Raw genomic sequence first — 17,266 nt, 5'->3', positions numbered from 1 at the left:
GAAATGATGAAAGCATGGAAAAGTATTTTTGTTTTATGTAGTTTTCTTCTTATGTTAAGTGGTTGCTTCCATCAAGAAGAAAAGAAAGCTGAACCGAAGAAGAAAGAATCTATTCCTGAAACGAAAGAATATGGTGGGCGTGAGCTGAAAAAAGTGGGACAAAAAGTGAAAGAAACAGGATGGGGTACTTTCAAGTTAGAGCAGATGCATTCTGTGAATCAAACATTTGAAGTAGCGCCAATGAAAATTTACGTACAAGATGTGAAAGTAATCTCTTTATCACAAATGAGTGAAAAGGCAAAAAATACATTGAAAGTATACACGGCACTAACTCCTGAAGAAGTAAAACGTAGATTAGGGGATAAAGTAAGCCAAGAAGATGCAGAATTATATGCATCGCTAAGTGGAACAGAAATTAGTAATACAATTCGTTACGTTGAGATTACATATAAAGTGGAGAATAGCGGAAATAAAAATATGCAATTTTTCTCTATGAATGATGTTATGATTAATGGTAAGCAACATTTTAAAGTAGCCACTCAAAACTTTTTATATGACGAAGATACGTTAGTTGGTACAAAAAATGTATCAAGAGAAGACTATAAGCCTGGTGAAACAAGAGATGGTATTATTGGTTTAATACTTGACGATGGAAAAGACAAGGTAAAGGATATTCAGTTTACAACTGATGATTTACTTGCAGGAGATTCAGAAACACAAGATGTTGTAAAAGAGCCACAAACGTTTAACATCTCACTAAAATAATGTAAGACAAAACAGTCAGCATTCAAATATTATGCTGACTGTTTTTTTATTTCTTTTATGTATAAATCTACATTTTGAAAAGGCACCTTAATTTTAAACGCATCTTTTTGTTCATTAAATTGCTTTTCATTGTAGGGACCGAAACGTTTATTGTGCTTTACGTCAATAATCCAATAATGTTCACTTTTTCTATTTGCAATTGCTGCGTCAGGGTTATTTGGATCTGATTTTTCCTCAGTTTGTTTTGCAATAATGTATTTATCATCCCAAGCAATGTCTGTAATTTTTGCAGGGATGTATTGTGTGGCATATACAGCATCTTGCGAGGGGAAAAGTTCAAATGCATTTCCAGAAGTACGTATGAGTTCGTATTCATCGTTAACCGTATAAGTTAAGTGACTTGTGTTTCCTGCACAACCAGTTAATAGGAAGGCGACGAATAGGATTATCCATTTTTTCAATATGGGAACCTCCTTTATAATGCTATTGTAACAAATTGTACAAGAAAAGTAAGAGAAACGCTAGTTTACAATGTTTTTTAGAAGTGGTACGATGAGACGGGTAAAGAAGGAAATGAAGGAGTCGACATAAAATGAAGTTAAAGATGCATCGTCCAGCGCTTGTAATGAATCGCATAGGTGCTTCCCTAATTGACATGTTTTTAATCTCGGTTATGTATGGTGCAGTAGTAGCTATTATGACCGGAAACTATAGTGCTATGTTTAAGCGCTTTAATATAAGCTTAGGTGATTTTAGATATGATTTCGCAGTAGTTTTCATATTAATGGCGATATATTTTATTGTATTACCCTTTCTTTGGAACGGTGTAACTCTTGGTAAAAAGGTAACGAGAATAAAATTAATTTCATTGAAGAGTGAAAAGCTAACGTTGCAAACATTAATTATAAGATTTTTTGTAGTGTTATTACCGAACGTATTGCTATTAGGAATTCCATTAATATGTAATGTATATATGATGTTGTTCCGCAAAGATAATTGTGGTTTTCAGGATTTAATGACAAAAACGAAAGTAATAAGTCTTGTATAATGAAAAAAGACCTTTTTATATATAAAAGGGTCTTTTTGATTTTATAAGTATATTGGGAATGTTTACAGTAAGGAAAAGCTAAAATGTGTCATTTCCATTTATAATCGATTGAAAATTAAGAAAATGGTATAATGATTAAAAATAATATCTTTATTAAGCTATATTGGAGCTGAGTAAAATTTCACTTTATATAATAAGGGGGAAGTTAAAATGACAGGAGGAAGCATAATTTTTTGGGGTATTCTCATTTTTATCGGTCTAGTTTTTGATCAGCGTAATAGTAAGAAAAAAGAAGGATAAAAAGTAAGCGTTCACAAATAAAATAGCGATTTTTCTTGCTTGCAGATTATTCTTATAAAGGAGTATACTGAATGACGGTAAGACTTATAGAAGGGGTAATGAAAATGAAGCTTGCAGGAAAAGTTGCTATCGTAACTGGCGGTGGCATCGGTATTGGACGTAATACAGCTCTTTTGTTGGCTAAACAAGGCGCAAAAGTTATTGTGACGGACATTGATCAAGAGAGTGGACAAGCAACAGTGGAGGAAATTATGAATCTAGGCGGAGAAGCACTTTTTGTATCCTATGATATGGGAAAGCAAGGAGATTGGCAACGCGTTATTAGCATTACTTTGAATGCATTCAGTCGCATTGATATGCTTTTTCAAAATGCTGGTTTATATAAAATAGATTCTATTTTTTCTCGCCAACAAGAGAACGATTCCAATGTACTTTGTATTAATGACGTTTGGATAGAGATAAAACAATTAACGTCATCTTTTATGAAACAGCAAGAAGAAGTGGTGCTTAGTGATTTACCGATTTTCGGTATTATTAGCACGAAAGGACAATCATTTCATACAGTAGAAGCCCTAGTATAATAATGAAAACCGCCCTCAATATATGTGGACGGTTTTTTTGTATGTGTATAGTAAAGATAAATTTTTTAGCGAATACGTTGTTCAGTTTGGTTATCAAAGAAATGCGCTTTATTCATATCAAATGCTAATTTAATTTGGTCACCAGGTGAAAACGTATGTCTTGCATCTACACGTGCTGCAAAATCTTGATTTCCAAGTTTCATATATAAAATGGATTCAGCACCTAATAATTCAGCGACTTCAATTTTTGTTGTGAAGGCAGTAGATTGCGAAGCTTCTAAAAATAGTAGTTCATCATGAATGTCCTCTGGGCGAATACCTAAAACAATTTCCTTATTTACATAGCCTTGTTCACGTAGCATCTTCATTTTTCCTTCAGATACTTTAATTTTTATAGTATTATCTATAACGAAATCGGTTTCAGTCAATTTACCACGGAAGAAATTCATCGCTGGTGAGCCGATAAATCCACCCACGAAAATGTTTTCTGGTGTTTCGTATACTTCTTTTGGAGTTCCAATTTGTTGGATTTTTCCATCCTTCATAACGACAAGACGCGAAGCCATAGTCATTGCTTCTGTTTGGTCATGTGTTACATAAATTGTTGTTGTTCCCAGGCGATGATGTAGCTTAGAAATTTCTGAGCGCATTGCAACACGGAGTTTAGCATCTAAGTTTGATAATGGTTCATCCATTAAGAAAACTTTTGCATCTCGAACGATTGCTCTACCTAACGCAACACGTTGGCGCTGTCCACCTGATAATGCTTTCGGTTTTCTATCTAAATATTGTTCAAGTCCTAAAATTTTTGCTGCATCTTTCACACGACGATCGATTTCATCTTTTGGTATTTTTCGAAGTTTTAATCCAAATGCCATATTATCATATACACTCATATGTGGATAAAGAGCGTAGTTTTGGAATACCATTGCGATATCTCGATCTTTTGGAGGAACATCATTCATTAGTTTACCATCAATTGAAAACTCGCCTTTTGAAATATCTTCAAGTCCAGCTACCATTCGTAATGTTGTAGATTTTCCGCATCCAGAAGGACCGACAAATACGATAAATTCTTTATCTTGAATGTGTAAATTAAAATCAGTTACAGCTGTTACGTTATTATCATATATCTTATAAATGTTTTCTAATTTAAGTTCTGCCATGGTATTTCCCCCTAGAAATAATTATGCAAACGTTTTCTTTGAATTCATTATAAACGAATAGATTCAAAAAATAAATAAAAAAATAAAACGTTTTCATTTATTGGAGAGTTATTAGTAATTTTCATATGTTTTCTTAGAAAAAGAACAATAAAAATTGTAAGCGCTATTTTAAATTGAGATAGAATCTGTTATCATTCATTAATGAAAACGTTTGCGCCTTGAAAAAGAGAAAAATGAATGAAATGGGGTAGCATAATGGAAAAACAATGGTGGAAAGAAAGCGTAGTATATCAAATTTATCCTCGTAGCTTTATGGATAGTAACGGTGATGGTATAGGAGATCTTCAAGGGATTATTTCAAAGCTAGATTACTTAAAAGAATTAGGGATTGATGTGATTTGGTTATCACCAGTCTATGAATCTCCAAATGATGATAATGGTTATGATATAAGCGATTATTGTAAAATTATGAACGAGTTCGGAACAATGGAAGATTGGGATGAGCTATTACATGAAATGCATGAACGCAATATGAAACTGATGATGGATTTAGTTGTTAATCATACATCTGATGAACATAATTGGTTTATTGAATCACGTAAATCAAAAGATAATAAATATAGAGATTACTATATATGGCGTCCTGGAAAAGAAGGGAAAGAACCGAACAACTGGGGAGCTGCTTTTAGTGGATCTGCATGGCAGTATGATGAAATGACGGATGAATATTATTTACATCTGTTTTCTAAAAAACAGCCAGATTTAAACTGGGATAATGAAAAGGTAAGACAAGATGTTTATGAGATGATGAAGTTTTGGTTAGAAAAAGGAATTGATGGATTCCGCATGGATGTTATCAATTTTATATCTAAAGAAGAAGGGCTACCAGCTGTTGAAACAGATGAAGATGGTTATGTTTCAGGTCATAAACATTTTATGAACGGTCCAAACATTCATAAATATTTACATGAAATGCATGAAGAAGTATTATCGCATTATGATATTATGACGGTTGGTGAGATGCCAGGTGTAACGACAGAAGAAGCCCAACTGTATACTGGAGAAGAACGAAAAGAGTTGCAAATGGTATTCCAATTTGAACATATGGATTTAGATTCAGGAGAAGGTGGAAAGTGGGATGTAAAACCATGCTCACTTCTTACTTTAAAAGAGAATTTAACAAAGTGGCAAAAAGCATTAGAGCATACAGGATGGAATAGCCTTTATTGGAATAATCATGATCAGCCTCGCGTTGTATCTCGTTTTGGTAATGATGGAATGTATCGCATTGAATCAGCAAAAATGTTAGCGACAGTTCTTCATATGATGAAAGGAACGCCATATATTTATCAAGGAGAAGAAATCGGAATGACGAACGTCCGATTTGAGTCGATTAATGAATATCGAGATATTGAAACGTTAAATATGTATAAAGAAAAAGTGATAGACCATGGTGAAGATATAGAAAAAGTAATGGAATCTATTTATATAAAGGGCCGTGATAATGCTAGAACTCCGATGCAGTGGAATGATCAGAATCACGCTGGATTTACAAAAGGTGAACCTTGGATTACTGTAAATCCTAACTATAAAGAGATTAATGTGAAACAAGCAATTCAAGATGAAGGTTCAATTTTTTATTACTATAAGAAATTAATTGAACTACGCAAAAATAATGAAATAGTTGTATATGGATCATATGATTTAATATTAGATAATGACCCTTCTATTTTTGCTTATGTAAGAACATATAGAGATGAAAAACTACTTGTCATTGCAAACTTTACTGCGGATGAAAGTGTATTTGAAATGCCTAAGGATATTGGTTATAGTGAATCAGAGTTATTTATACACAATTACGATGTAGAAATCGGATCGATAGATAACATTTCATTACGTCCGTATGAAGCGATAGTATTCAAATTGAAATAAGAAAAAGCCTTATGCCACTTCAAACTTGGCATAAGGCTTTTTGGATTACCATTTTAATATGGAGAATCCATATGGAGGAAGTGTAACTTGTAATACACTTGCTTCCGCTGAAAATTCTTCGTTTGTATAAATATTAATTATTTTCTTACCAGTAACATGAAGAGGGAGTGAAACTGTAACTTCACTATTAGTAGGGTTTAAAACGAAAAAGATAGTTTCATCCTCATATGTTTTCGTATAAGAAATATAATTATGTTCATCATTTGTTTCGATGAATTGAAAAGTACCATGTCCTCCAAATGCTTTATGTTCTTTACGTAATAAAATCAATGTTTGTATATGGGTAAATAATGCATGATCTTGTTCTTTAGTATCCCAAATCATACATTTACGGCAATCAGGGTCCATGCCGCCATCCATACCAATTTCATCCCCGTAATAAATACAAGGAGAGCCGATGAAAGAAAGATGGAATACATAGAGCAATTTTAACTTATTTTTATCTCCGTTGCATGTTGTTAAAATTCTTGGAGTATCATGGCTGTCTAATAAATGAAATGCTGCTTCATTTACATTCATAGAGTAGGAATGTAGAGATTCTGTAATTTGCTTCGTGAATTCACTTGCTTTAATGGAATCGTTAGCAAAGTAAGAAAGTAGAGCGTTTGTAACAGGATAACTCATGACAGCATCAAATTGATCGCCTTGTAGCCACGGAAGGGCATCGTGCCAAATTTCTCCCAAAATATATACTTCAGGATTTAGTGTCTTTATTTCAGTTCGGAATTCTCTCCAAAAGTTGTGATCGACTTCATTGGCGACATCAAGGCGCCAGCCATCTATATTGAATTCGCGTACCCAATAACGTCCTACTTCAAGTAAGTATTCTTTTACATCTGGATGAGCTGTATTTAATTTAGGCATATACGGTGTAAAGGCGAAAGTATCATAATTTGGAAGTGGTTCGGTTATAATCGGGAATTCATGAATGTGGAACCACTCTTTATATGCGGACTTCTCACCATTCTCTAGTACGTCTTGAAATTTCTCGAAAAAGTATCCACTATGATTAAACACAGCATCGAGCATTACTTTTATACCGTGCTTATGACATTCTTCAACGAGCTCTTTAAAAGTTTCTTTCGTCCCAAATTGTGGGTCAATTTCCATATAGTCAATTGTGTCATATTTATGGTTTGAATGAGCTTTGAAAATAGGTGTGAAATATATTCCGGAAATGCCAAGGTTAACAAGGTAATCAAGGTTTTGAATAACACCAGCAAAATCTCCTCCGAAAAAATTAGTTGTAGTTGGATTCGCACTTCCCCAAGGAAGGGTGTTTTCTGGATTCAGCGTACTATCGCCATTAGCGAATCGTTCAGGAAAAATCTGATACCAAATGGTGTCTTTAATCCAAGATGGTGCTTTGAATACATCATCTGCATGAATAAATGGAAAACAGAAAAAGTTACCAACATCATCATTTGGAATGCTAGAAAAAAATCCTCGCTCTGCATAAATAAGAGTGTCTGTTTCAGATTTTAATTCAAATCCATAACGTAAGCGCTTAAATTTCGGTTCGATTGCAATGGACCAATAATCAAATAATGCAGTAGAACCCGTTTTTTTCATGGGTGTACTTGATGATATCCATTTCCCGTCTTTCCATTCGTAAGGATCACCGTAAATAAGATTGGCGCATTGAACATCATCTCTCTTAGTACGTACTCGGATGTGAATTGTTTGTTCATCATAAGCGTATGCATAATTATCTTTCGGCCTATGATAAATGGCTTCTTTAAACATATAGAAAATCCCCCTTCAATATCTCTATACATAGTATTCCCTTAAGTGTAATAATAAAGCTTATATTGCAAACGATTGCCTTTCTCATAGCTTTAATATTGCTTATAAGAGTAGTATTCATTTCATATAAAGTCAATGTATAAAGAGTATAATGACATAATTTTTAAATTAATATTTGCAAAATGAATAAAAGAATGTATAATGATAGACAAATAGCGCAAACGTTTTCATAAATTGAGATATTGTTTGCGCTTCAATTAAACTATTAAATGCAAACGTTTTCAGTTACTGAGGTACATAGACAATTTAGGGAGGTTTTTGGGATGAAGAAAGCATTATCATTATTAACGGTTTCAGCATTATCTATTGGTATGTTATCTGCATGTGGACCGAAAGATTCAGGGAAAAAAGAGGAAAGTAAAGCGAAAAAAGATTATGATCTTCTTGTTTGGGAAGATGATAAAAAAGGTGTTGGTTTAGAAGCAGCAGTGAAAAGCTTTGAGGAAAAATATAAAGTAAAAGTAAAAGTTGTTGAAATGCAAATGACAGATCAAGTGAAGAAGTTACGCCTTGATGGGCCAGCGGGGACTGGACCAGATGTTGTAACATTGCCACACGATCAAATCGGAAATGCAGTAACAGAAGGTTTACTTTCTGAAGTGAAAGCAGATGATGCTGTAAAGAGTAAATTTACTGATTCATCAATAAAAGCACAGACATATAACGGAAAATTATATGGTTTACCAAAAGCAATTGAGACGCCAGTCTTTATTTACAATAAAAAACTAATGCCAAAAGCGCCAGAAACGATGGACGAGCTGTTTAACTTCTCAAAAGAATTTACGAAAGATGGCAAGTACGGATTTTTAGCATTAGGAGATAACTTCTACTTTGCTAATGCATTCATGGCAGGTATGGGCGGTTATGTATTTGGTGAAAAAGATGGAAAGCCAAATGCAAGTGATGTTGGATTAAATAATAGCGGAGCAGTACAAGGTGCTGAATATCTTCAAAAATGGTACAAAGAAAAATTATTCCCGAAAGGTATTATCGGTGAATCAGGTGGGCCTGCTGCTGATGGGTTATTCAATGAAGGAAAAGCAGCATCTATCATGAATGGCCCATGGGCGTTCCAAGCAATGGAAAAGAACGGAATTGATTATGGCGTTGCTCCAATGCCGAAATTACCAAATGGTCAACCAATGAAAACGTTCGTTGGGGTTAAAGGGTGGCATGTAACTAGTTTCTCTAAACAAAATGATTTAGCTACAAAATTCACTGAGTGGGTAACAAATGAAGAAAACGCAAAAATTCGATTTGAAAAAACAAAAGAAATTCCTCCAGTAAAATCAGTAATGGAAGATCCAATTATTAAAGATAACGAAGCTGCAAAAGCAGTTGCAACGCAATCTGAAAATGGAATTCCAATGCCAAACATTCCAGAAATGCAAGAAGTTTGGAAACCAGCTGGAGATGCGCTTCAATTAGTTGTTACAGATAAAGAGGCACCAAAAGCGGCGCTTGATAGTGCAGTGAAACAAATTAAAGGTAATATTGAGGCAAATCATAACAAGAAAAAATAAGGTGAAATTCGTGCCTCTAATATGAGAGGCACGAATTCTCTCCCTTCCATGTAGGAAGAAAAAAGGGGGAAGGAACATGCAAACATCTATGGAACCAGCAAATGGGTTGAATCATTCTAAGCATAGGAAAATGGCAACCATGTTATCAATCATTCCAGGCGTGGGCCAAATGTATAATAAACAATTTGTAAAAGGTCTTATTTTTCTAGTATTAACAGGTTCATTTATTGTAGCCTTTGCTGATTTATTAAATATGGGATTATGGGGTATTGTAACGCTTGGTACAGAAGTTCCACGTGACCATTCTGTCTTTCTATTAGTAGAAGGAATCTTGGCCCTTATCGTTATCGCTTTTGGACTCGGCATATATGCATTTAACTTATATGATGCATACCAAAATGGAAAGAAACGTGATATCGGAACACCGTTAAATTCTGTAAAAGAGCAATACCGTAATTTGTTAGATCAAGGTTTTCCTTATTTAATGGTTTCACCAGGTTTTCTACTACTTATCTTTGTTGTCGTATTTCCAATCATCTTCGTAGTTTTAATTGGATTTACAAACTATGATTTATATCATTCTCCTCCAGCTAAATTAGTAGATTGGGTGGGCTTTAAAAACTTTATTGATATTTTCACTTTACCGATGTGGAGAGAGACATTTGTAAGTGTATTCTCTTGGACTGTCATTTGGACATTCGTTGCAACAACATTACAAGTTGCGCTTGGTATTTTCTTAGCGATTATCGTAAATCAGCCCGGTATTAAAGGAAAGGCGATTATTCGAACAATCTTTATTTTACCGTGGGCTGTTCCAGCATTCGTATCTATTCTTGTGTTCTCTGGTATGTTTAATGAAACATTCGGAGCGATTAACAATCAAGTATTAGCTTTATTCGGAATTGAAAAGATTGCTTGGATGACAGATCCATTTTGGGCGAAGATTGCTTTAATTATGATTCAAACGTGGCTTGGGTTCCCGTTTATCTTTGCGATGACAACAGGTATACTGCAATCGATTCCGGGAGAATTATATGAAGCGGCTACAGTAGATGGAGCGACAGCTTGGCAACAGTTTCGTAAAATTACATTGCCACTAGTGTTATACGCAACAGCGCCAATATTAATTACGCAATATACGTTTAACTTTAATAACTTTAGTATCATCTATCTATTTAACGGTGGAGGTCCTGCTGTAGCTGGACAAGACGCAGGTGGAACGGATATTTTAATTTCATGGATTTATAAGTTAACGATGACTTCAGCGCAGTACGGAAAAGCAGCAGCTCTTACAATGATATTATCGTTAATCGTTATTACAGTTGCGTTATGGCAATTTAAGAGAACAAAATCATTCCAAGAAGAGGATATGATGTAAATGAATATTAAAAGACAGAAGATGTTACGTCTCTCATTAAGTTATTTAGTTATTTTCGTAATGTGTGCCATCATTTTCTATCCGTTATTATGGATTATTGGCTCATCGTTTAATCCGGGTGATAGTTTATCTGGATCAAGTATTATTCCACAAAATGCAACGTTAGATCATTATCGTAAGTTATTAGATCTAGAGAATAGTAATTACTTACTATGGTATAAAAACACATTAAAAGTAAGTGTTTTAACGATGATTTTCTCAGTGTTAGCAATTAGCTTTACTGCTTATGCATTTTCGAGATATCGTTTTGTTGGAAGAAAAAATGGTTTATTAACATTTTTAATTCTGCAAATGATTCCAAACTTTGCAGCGTTAATTGCTCTATACGTATTAGCTCAATTAACAGGATTAATTGATACACATCTTGCATTAATTTTAATTTATGTAGGCGGGGCCATTCCGATGAATACATGGCTTATGAAAGGGTATTTTGATACGATTCCGAAAGAACTGGATGAATCAGCTCGTATGGATGGAGCAGGACATTTTCGTATTTTTTGGCAAATCATTATGCCACTTGCAAAGCCAATCGTAGCGGTTGTAGCGTTATTTACTTTCATTGGTCCGTTTACAGATTTCATTTTAGCGAGTATTATTTTGCGAACACCAGAAAATTATACTTTAGCAGTTGGATTATATGAAATGGTTGCGAAAAAATTCGGTAATGAATTTACAACGTTTGCAGCGGGTTCTGTGTTAATTGCAATCCCAATTTCAATTTTATTCCTATCACTACAAAAATACTTTATTTCTGGTTTAACAGCTGGAGGTACAAAAGGATGAAAAATGGGACATTACGTCCCATTTCTCTTTTCATCTCCCTATAAATAAGTTTATAGGGAGATGAAAAGAGATTTGACATCACATGTGAAAAGAAGTGAAATAAATAGTATATTATAGTATAGGAAAAAATAGCTATATCCCTTACAATACATGAAGAGGGAGAATAGGATTAGTTTTGCAAGATATAAGAAATGAAAGTTTATGACTTGCAATGAGTGCGAGATAAAATATATGAAAAATGGCAGAGAAATGAGAGGAGGGGATTTTTATGACAGTTACAATTAAAGATGTGGCGAAGCAAGCGAATGTTGCACCATCAACAGTTTCTCGTGTAATTGCTGATAATCCAAGTATAAGTGAAAAGACAAAGCGCCGTGTTAGGAAAGTGATGAGTGAATTAGGGTATCATCCCAATTTAAATGCGAGAAATCTTGCGAACCAAACGACGAAGACACTTGGTCTTGTTATGCCAAGTTCTGCAAGTAAAGCTTTTCAAAATCCATTTTTCCCAGAAGTTATAAGAGGGATTAGTTCATTTGCACACGTAGAAGGTTATGCGCTTTACATGTCGACAGGTGAAACGGAAGAAGAAATTTTTAATGGTGTCGTAAAGATGGTACAGGGACGCCAAATTGGTGGCATTATTCTTTTATATTCAAGAGAGAATGATCGGATTATTCAATATTTACATGAACAAAATTTCCCGTTTGTTTTAATAGGAAAACCATATGATCGAAAAGATGAAATTACATATGTAGATAATGACAATTATACAGCTGCAAGAGAAGTGGCAGAATATTTAATTTCATTAGGGCATAAGCAAATCGCGTTCATTGGTGGTGGATCAGATTTACTTGTAACGAGAGATCGTTTAGCTGGTATGAGTGATGCCTTGAAATTAGCAGACATTGTATTACCAAAAGAATATATTTTACATTTTGATTTTTCGAGGGAAAGTGGTCAACAAGCCGTTGAGGAATTAATGGGACTGCAGGAACCGCCGACGGCAATTATGGCAACGGATGACTTAATTGGACTTGGTGTGTTAAGTGCTCTTTCTAAAAAAGGATTCGTTGTACCGAAGGATGTTTCTATTGTAAGCTTTAATAATGCTTTATTATCAGAAATTGCAAGCCCTCCACTTTCAACAGTTGATGTGAATATTTATCAGCTAGGATATGAGGCAGCAAAAGCATTAGTTGATAAAGTAGAGAATGCAGAATCCACTGCAAAGTGTATCATTATTCCTCATAAATTACTAAAACGTCAAACTTGTGATCATTATGCATAAAAAAAGCTAAGAGTTTAACTCTTAGCTTTTTTCTTTAAAAAGGCTTCTAATCGGTCGCAGCCTTCTTTTAAAGTTTCGATACTATACGCATAGGACAAGCGAAGGTAGCCTTCACCGTATTCAGAGAATGCTGTTCCAGGAACTACAGCTAGTCCTGCTTCTTTAACAAGATTAAGTGCAAAATCAAATGATGAAGATGTCAAATGACCAACATATGGGAATAAATAAAATGCACCTGTTGGCTTTTCAACTGTTAATCCCATTTGAGTGAGTCTATTATATACGTAATCACGGCGTTTTTTATATTGGTGGCGCATCATTTTAGGTGCGTCTTTAGCCGCTGTTAATGCTTCAATTGCAGCGTATTGAGCGATTGAAGTAGCGCACGTTACGTTGTACTGATGAACTTTTAATATGTGTCCTGCTAAATAGCTTGGTGCAAATAAAAGTCCAACACGCCAGCCGGTCATAGAATGTGATTTAGATAAACCGTTAATGACAATTGTCTTTTCACGCATTTCTGGGAAATGGGCGATAGATGTATGCTTTTGTTCATATACAAGCTCGCTATAAATTTCATCTGAAAGGACGAAAATATTTTTATCTTTTAAAACATCTACAATATCTTTTAATTCTTCGGTGGATAAAGTTACACCAGTTGGGTTAGAAGGATACGGTAGTACGATACATCTTGTTTTTTCTGTAATAGCATTTTTAAGCGCTTCAGCTGTTAAACGAAATCCAGTTTCACGAACATCTACAAAAATAGGCGTTGCACCGCATAATCGAATAATAGGTTCGTAGCCTGGATAAATAGGAGCAGGTAAAATTACTTCTGTTCCTGGCTCTAAAATCGTTCGGAATGCAACATCAATTGCTTCGCTAGCACCGATTGTAACGATGGTTTCGTTTTCAGGTGAATAATGTAAATCGTAGTTATCTTTTACGAAGTTACAAGCTGCCTTGCGTAATTCTAGTAAACCAGCGTTATGTGTATAGCTTGTATAGTTTTCTGTAATAGCCCGTTTAGCCGCTTCTTTCACGAGAGAAGGTGTAGGGAAATCGGGTTGTCCAATTGTTAAAGAAATCAAATTATCATAGTTTTGAATCATGTTAGAGAATTGACGGATTCCAGAAATTTGGATGTCCTTCACTCTAGGGTTAATGAATTGTTCCATTGTATCTCCCTTTCTTCCGTTTGAAAATTAAGTTCATTTTATCATATTTTCTATGATTACGCTTTGTATATGTTATTTAGAAAGAGAGAGAAAAGAGAAAAAAAGCCGCTATAAGCGACTTTTTAATATCCGTATTCCCAATCTATTTCATCTTCATTCCAGAGTACAGAGGATACCTTGCCAAGGTGAACAACTGATTCGTTCACAGCACATGTGCAGTTTTCTTCTCCCGCTTTATGCTGTAACTCTTCATATACTGATTTTTCAACATTTTCTAGAACAACCAAATTTTCTTCTTTTAAAACAAGCGTAGTACCCGCCATATTTATCTTCCTCCTACTAAAGTAATGATCACTTATTTGTAAACATAGATAGTATGGATTATATGCTGTATTTTGCTATAGTTGTCCGTCTAAAAAAGTATTTTTATATTTTCTTTGTAATCCGTATTCATTGTATACTGCATGAAGGAAATTTGGTACAGGGTTTACAATCATTTCGAAAATCTGTAACAATTATTATGAGCTGTTAACAAAGAATTAACAAATATGTTAAGAAAAATCAAAATTTTAAAACAAATACACCTATAAAATGATATAATCATATCAAAATACATATAGGGGATGAGAGGTTATGGAGCTTATCCGTGATTTGTTGATTCAAATTGCCATCATAATTTTGCCACTATTTTTATATGAAGCGATTCGTTTAAATCGCTATCAAGAAATGCCTCCGAAGCCAAATCGTTACTTTATTATGTTTTTATCTAGCGTTACGCTCATTCTCTCCATGACATACTCTATTTGTTTTGGCAATGTGTGTGGGTATAACTTTCACCCCATTCCAATTGTCAGTGGTTTTTTATATGGTGGGATTGTTGGTTTAATCCCAGCGGTTATTTTTGTTGCATATGAATGGTTACTAAAGGGAATGAGCTTTCTTCCAGTTTTAGAAGTAATATTTCTATTGATAGTTCCGCTATTTTTATCAAAGAAATGGTCTCTTTTTTCAAAGGATAAGAAATTAATTTTAGCATTTATGATTTCATCATTTTATGTGCTTGTTTCTTTAGTATTAGGCATGATTAATGTTCTTTTGGAAACAGGATTTACACCGTATATTTCGCAAATATATAGCGGATTTATATTTGCCTCGCTTATCATGGTCATGACAATGGTATTTCAGGTGTATTTAACTGAATATTTAAATGAAAATGCATTGCTACGTACAGAGATGCAAAAATCAGAAAAACTTAATATTGTAAGTGAATTAGCAGCAAGTGTGGCACATGAAGTTCGCAATCCCCTTACTGTTGTTCGTGGATTTATCCAATTGCTAGAAAGCACGGAAGATGTGAAGAATAAGGATTATATGCGTCTCGTATTAGCTGAATTGGATCGGGCGGAACAAATTATTTCAGATTACTTAAATTTAGCAAGGCCGCAAATTGAGAAAAAAGAACACATTTGTTTATCAGCCCAATTAATAGAAATGACCACTCTTATGTCGTCATTTGCAGCGATGCAAGGTGTATATTTACAAGTTGAAATTTCAGAAAGTCTTTATACGATTGGTGATAAGACAAAATTGAAGCAAGCTATTATGAATGTTGTTAAAAATGGTATTGAAGCAATTCAAGGGAATAAAGGATATTTAAAAGTAACAGCTATTCAAAAAGACGAAACAATCATAATAAGAGTTAAAGATAGTGGTGTTGGTATGACGAAAGAACAGTTAGCAAGGCTGGGGCAACCATATTATTCTTTAAAAGAAAAAGGAACAGGATTAGGGCTTATGGTAACATTTAGTATTTTACAAGCGCATAATGGTACATTGGAATATAAGAGTGAGAGCGGAAAAGGCACTGAAGCAATTATTATATTACCAGCTGTACAAAATAAGGAATAAAAGTTACCGATGGAAGGTAACTTTTTATTTTATATTGTTTATTCGTTTGTTTTTTCTTGTTTTGCTCGGCTAAATAAACTTTTAAATGATTGAAAGAAGCTTTGCTCTTTTGAGGCAGCAACCATTCTTTTTGTTTCTTGAATTTCTCGAATAACTTGCATAAGCTGTGCATCACGGTTACTATCCTTGTTATAAATTTGACTAACAAGTTTATTCATTTTTTCTTCCTGTTTGGATTCTCGTTTATACATATGATTCATTAATAAGTCCATCTTTTCTTTTTGCAATGCATCTGTTTGAGCGGCGTGATCGACTAACTCTTGAAGCATTTTTTCTTGAGAGCCTTCTTTTACATAAACTTGTTGCATCAATTCGTCTAGTTTCTCATCCTTTAAACGATTTTGTGTAATTAGAGTAGAATTTTGATGAATAATTGCTTCATTTAATTGAGCGAGCATTTCAAGTTTTAACATGAACTCCTCAAAGTTACGCCCATCTTCTTTTTCTTTCGGTTGTATTTCTTGTTTATCTTGTATAACTGGTACAGGTGGGGCCTCTTTTTCTTTTAAAATAATTGGTATCGTTTCTGAAATATCTTCTTGCAGTGTAGCAGCTCTTTCATGAATAGATTTCAATAGTTTTAAATCATCCAGCTTATAAATACGAGCATCAGCTGTTTTGGAAATCATATAACCATGTTCCTCTAACAGTTGACTATATTTGCGAACTATATGTTTTGGGATGCCTGTTTTATTCGTGACATCTTTCGTTTTATAGGTAGCTTCCATAATATTTCCTCCCCAAAAAGTATCGTATATATCATTTCAATCTTTTATGAGGACTTCCTTTGAAAAAGAATGTCGGAAGGTTATTAGTTTTCTACAGCATTAGTGAAAAGATGAAGAAAAATGAGAGTTTTTGGCGGAATGGCGAAGAAGAGCTGCAATAATGTCTGAAAACATATACAGAAGAAGTTTGTTATAATAACGGAGGAAAAGAAACTGGTAGAAACATGGAGGTATACATGAAGCAATTAAAAGGTATTATCATTTCAATTATCGCAATTCTGTCTATTTTAGTAGCAGTTTATGAAGTACTTGTGCCAGAGGAAACAAGTGTAAAGAACACGAATACGTATGATCAAGTGTTAGAATTTCCGAAAGAACGTTATCCAGAGACAGGAAAACATATTACGGATGCTATAAAAGAAGGGCATTCAGAAGTTTGTACAATCGATCGTGGTGGTGCTGCAGATAGAAGGAAATTGTCGTTAGCACCATATCCATCAAAAAAAGGGTATGATCGTGATGAATGGCCAATGGCGATGTGCAAGGAAGGCGGAAAAGGAGCACATATTGAATATATAAGTCCGGCGGATAACCGCGGAGCAGGCTCTTGGGTAGGGAATAAGTTAGATAAATACCCAGATGGTACGCGAGTAAAATTTGAAGTGAAGTAGTAGTTGTATATTTCATAATGAAGGAGAA

General features: G+C 34.3%; 17 protein-coding genes. 11 read left to right on the top strand and 6 right to left on the bottom strand.

The genetic code is table 11. The annotated features are described in order from the left end of the window. Positions 1-3 precede the first annotated feature (3 nt). A complete protein-coding gene (locus F3I02_RS11875; RefSeq protein ID WP_000973901.1) occupies positions 4-765 on the top strand; it encodes a hypothetical protein in 762 nt (253 codons plus the stop codon). Positions 766-794: 29 nt separating this feature from the next. Here the strand turns inward: F3I02_RS11875 and F3I02_RS11870 are convergent, their stop codons facing one another. Next, the gene (locus F3I02_RS11870; protein WP_000758790.1) at positions 795-1,226 is read right to left on the bottom strand and encodes a DUF3997 domain-containing protein; all 432 of its coding nucleotides are present in this window, start codon (positions 1,224-1,226) and stop codon (positions 795-797) included. Positions 1,227-1,357: 131 nt separating this feature from the next. Between F3I02_RS11870 and F3I02_RS11865 the strand changes: the two genes are divergently transcribed. From F3I02_RS11865 to F3I02_RS11855, 3 genes are all read left to right on the top strand, one after another. Beyond that, a complete protein-coding gene (locus F3I02_RS11865; protein WP_000769083.1) occupies positions 1,358-1,813 on the top strand; it encodes an RDD family protein in 456 nt (151 codons plus the stop codon). A 210-nt stretch (positions 1,814-2,023) separates the two neighbouring features. After that, positions 2,024-2,113: a hypothetical protein gene (locus tag F3I02_RS11860; protein ID WP_000145637.1), complete on the top strand. Its 90-nt coding sequence runs from the start codon at positions 2,024-2,026 to the stop codon at positions 2,111-2,113. A gap of 71 nt (positions 2,114-2,184) precedes the next feature. Beyond that, complete coding sequence (locus F3I02_RS11855; RefSeq protein WP_000218410.1) at positions 2,185-2,694, top strand: SDR family NAD(P)-dependent oxidoreductase; 510 nt, start codon at positions 2,185-2,187, stop codon at positions 2,692-2,694. Between the two features lie 65 nt (positions 2,695-2,759). Here the strand turns inward: F3I02_RS11855 and F3I02_RS11850 are convergent, their stop codons facing one another. Continuing rightward, complete coding sequence (locus F3I02_RS11850) at positions 2,760-3,860, bottom strand: ABC transporter ATP-binding protein (protein WP_000818931.1); 1,101 nt, start codon at positions 3,858-3,860, stop codon at positions 2,760-2,762. A 255-nt stretch (positions 3,861-4,115) separates the two neighbouring features. Here F3I02_RS11850 and malL point away from each other — a divergent pair, with 255 nt between their 5' ends. After that, entirely contained in the window at positions 4,116-5,792 is a 1,677-nt protein-coding gene (gene malL, locus F3I02_RS11845; RefSeq protein WP_050552458.1) for an oligo-1,6-glucosidase, read from the top strand. A gap of 45 nt (positions 5,793-5,837) precedes the next feature. On the opposite strand, the gene F3I02_RS11840 is transcribed toward malL, so the two are convergent. After that, positions 5,838-7,598, bottom strand: coding sequence for an alpha-glycosidase (locus F3I02_RS11840; RefSeq protein WP_074594960.1), 1,761 nt, complete (start codon positions 7,596-7,598; stop codon positions 5,838-5,840). Positions 7,599-7,921: 323 nt separating this feature from the next. Between F3I02_RS11840 and F3I02_RS11835 the strand changes: the two genes are divergently transcribed. The 4 genes from F3I02_RS11835 to malR all read left to right on the top strand — a co-directional run bounded on the left by F3I02_RS11835 (position 7,922) and on the right by malR (position 12,693). Then, positions 7,922-9,181, top strand: coding sequence for an extracellular solute-binding protein (locus tag F3I02_RS11835; protein ID WP_000709912.1), 1,260 nt, complete (start codon positions 7,922-7,924; stop codon positions 9,179-9,181). Positions 9,182-9,257: 76 nt separating this feature from the next. Continuing rightward, entirely contained in the window at positions 9,258-10,559 is a 1,302-nt protein-coding gene (gene malC / locus F3I02_RS11830; RefSeq protein WP_001194994.1) for a maltosaccharide ABC transporter permease MalC, read from the top strand. After that, positions 10,560-11,402, top strand: a complete 843-nt coding sequence (gene malD / locus F3I02_RS11825) for a maltosaccharide ABC transporter permease MalD (protein WP_001022608.1) — start codon at positions 10,560-10,562, stop codon at positions 11,400-11,402. A 268-nt stretch (positions 11,403-11,670) separates the two neighbouring features. Further along, positions 11,671-12,693, top strand: coding sequence for a maltose operon transcriptional repressor MalR (gene malR / locus F3I02_RS11820; RefSeq protein ID WP_000219050.1), 1,023 nt, complete (start codon positions 11,671-11,673; stop codon positions 12,691-12,693). Positions 12,694-12,707: 14 nt separating this feature from the next. On the opposite strand, the gene F3I02_RS11815 is transcribed toward malR, so the two are convergent. Next, the gene (locus F3I02_RS11815) at positions 12,708-13,871 is read right to left on the bottom strand and encodes an aminotransferase A (RefSeq protein WP_000434579.1); all 1,164 of its coding nucleotides are present in this window, start codon (positions 13,869-13,871) and stop codon (positions 12,708-12,710) included. 122 nt (positions 13,872-13,993) lie between these two features. Continuing rightward, on the bottom strand, positions 13,994-14,194 hold the full coding sequence (locus tag F3I02_RS11810; protein ID WP_000929280.1) for a hypothetical protein: 201 nt from the start codon (positions 14,192-14,194) through the stop codon (positions 13,994-13,996). A gap of 310 nt (positions 14,195-14,504) precedes the next feature. Here F3I02_RS11810 and kinB point away from each other — a divergent pair, with 310 nt between their 5' ends. Beyond that, positions 14,505-15,779, top strand: coding sequence for a sporulation sensor histidine kinase KinB (gene kinB, locus F3I02_RS11805; protein ID WP_000420360.1), 1,275 nt, complete (start codon positions 14,505-14,507; stop codon positions 15,777-15,779). Between the two features lie 38 nt (positions 15,780-15,817). Here kinB and F3I02_RS11800 read toward each other — a convergent pair whose 3' ends face one another. After that, positions 15,818-16,567, bottom strand: coding sequence for a DUF3967 domain-containing protein (locus tag F3I02_RS11800; RefSeq protein ID WP_000388466.1), 750 nt, complete (start codon positions 16,565-16,567; stop codon positions 15,818-15,820). Positions 16,568-16,803: 236 nt separating this feature from the next. Between F3I02_RS11800 and nucA the strand changes: the two genes are divergently transcribed. Then, entirely contained in the window at positions 16,804-17,238 is a 435-nt protein-coding gene (gene nucA / locus F3I02_RS11795) for a DNA-entry nuclease (RefSeq protein WP_196478016.1), read from the top strand. Positions 17,239-17,266 lie beyond the last annotated feature (28 nt).

It is taken from the genome of Bacillus sp. SRB3LM, assembly GCF_015712745.1.
GTDB lineage: Bacteria > Bacillota > Bacilli > Bacillales > Bacillaceae_G > Bacillus_A > Bacillus_A thuringiensis_K.
This window is presented reverse-complemented; position numbering and strand designations above follow the sequence as displayed.

Excerpts from the sequence above, each read along its gene's own strand:
- F3I02_RS11860 (WP_000145637.1), top strand. The coding sequence starts at position 2,024 with ATGACAGGAGGAAGCATAATTTTTTGGGGTATTCTCATTTTTATCGGT.
- malD (WP_001022608.1), top strand. The coding sequence starts at position 10,560 with ATGAATATTAAAAGACAGAAGATGTTACGTCTCTCATTAAGTTATTTA.
- F3I02_RS11840 (WP_074594960.1), bottom strand. The coding sequence starts at position 7,598 with ATGTTTAAAGAAGCCATTTATCATAGGCCGAAAGATAATTATGCATAC.
- nucA (WP_196478016.1), top strand. The coding sequence starts at position 16,804 with ATGAAGCAATTAAAAGGTATTATCATTTCAATTATCGCAATTCTGTCT.
- F3I02_RS11810 (WP_000929280.1), bottom strand. The coding sequence starts at position 14,194 with ATGGCGGGTACTACGCTTGTTTTAAAAGAAGAAAATTTGGTTGTTCTA.
- F3I02_RS11855 (WP_000218410.1), top strand. The coding sequence starts at position 2,185 with ATGACGGTAAGACTTATAGAAGGGGTAATGAAAATGAAGCTTGCAGGA.
- F3I02_RS11865 (WP_000769083.1), top strand. The coding sequence starts at position 1,358 with ATGAAGTTAAAGATGCATCGTCCAGCGCTTGTAATGAATCGCATAGGT.
- malR (WP_000219050.1), top strand. The coding sequence starts at position 11,671 with ATGACAGTTACAATTAAAGATGTGGCGAAGCAAGCGAATGTTGCACCA.
- malL (WP_050552458.1), top strand. The coding sequence starts at position 4,116 with ATGGAAAAACAATGGTGGAAAGAAAGCGTAGTATATCAAATTTATCCT.
- F3I02_RS11815 (WP_000434579.1), bottom strand. The coding sequence starts at position 13,871 with ATGGAACAATTCATTAACCCTAGAGTGAAGGACATCCAAATTTCTGGA.
- F3I02_RS11875 (WP_000973901.1), top strand. The coding sequence starts at position 4 with ATGATGAAAGCATGGAAAAGTATTTTTGTTTTATGTAGTTTTCTTCTT.
- malC (WP_001194994.1), top strand. The coding sequence starts at position 9,258 with ATGCAAACATCTATGGAACCAGCAAATGGGTTGAATCATTCTAAGCAT.
- F3I02_RS11835 (WP_000709912.1), top strand. The coding sequence starts at position 7,922 with ATGAAGAAAGCATTATCATTATTAACGGTTTCAGCATTATCTATTGGT.
- F3I02_RS11800 (WP_000388466.1), bottom strand. The coding sequence starts at position 16,567 with ATGGAAGCTACCTATAAAACGAAAGATGTCACGAATAAAACAGGCATC.
- kinB (WP_000420360.1), top strand. The coding sequence starts at position 14,505 with ATGGAGCTTATCCGTGATTTGTTGATTCAAATTGCCATCATAATTTTG.
- F3I02_RS11850 (WP_000818931.1), bottom strand. The coding sequence starts at position 3,860 with ATGGCAGAACTTAAATTAGAAAACATTTATAAGATATATGATAATAAC.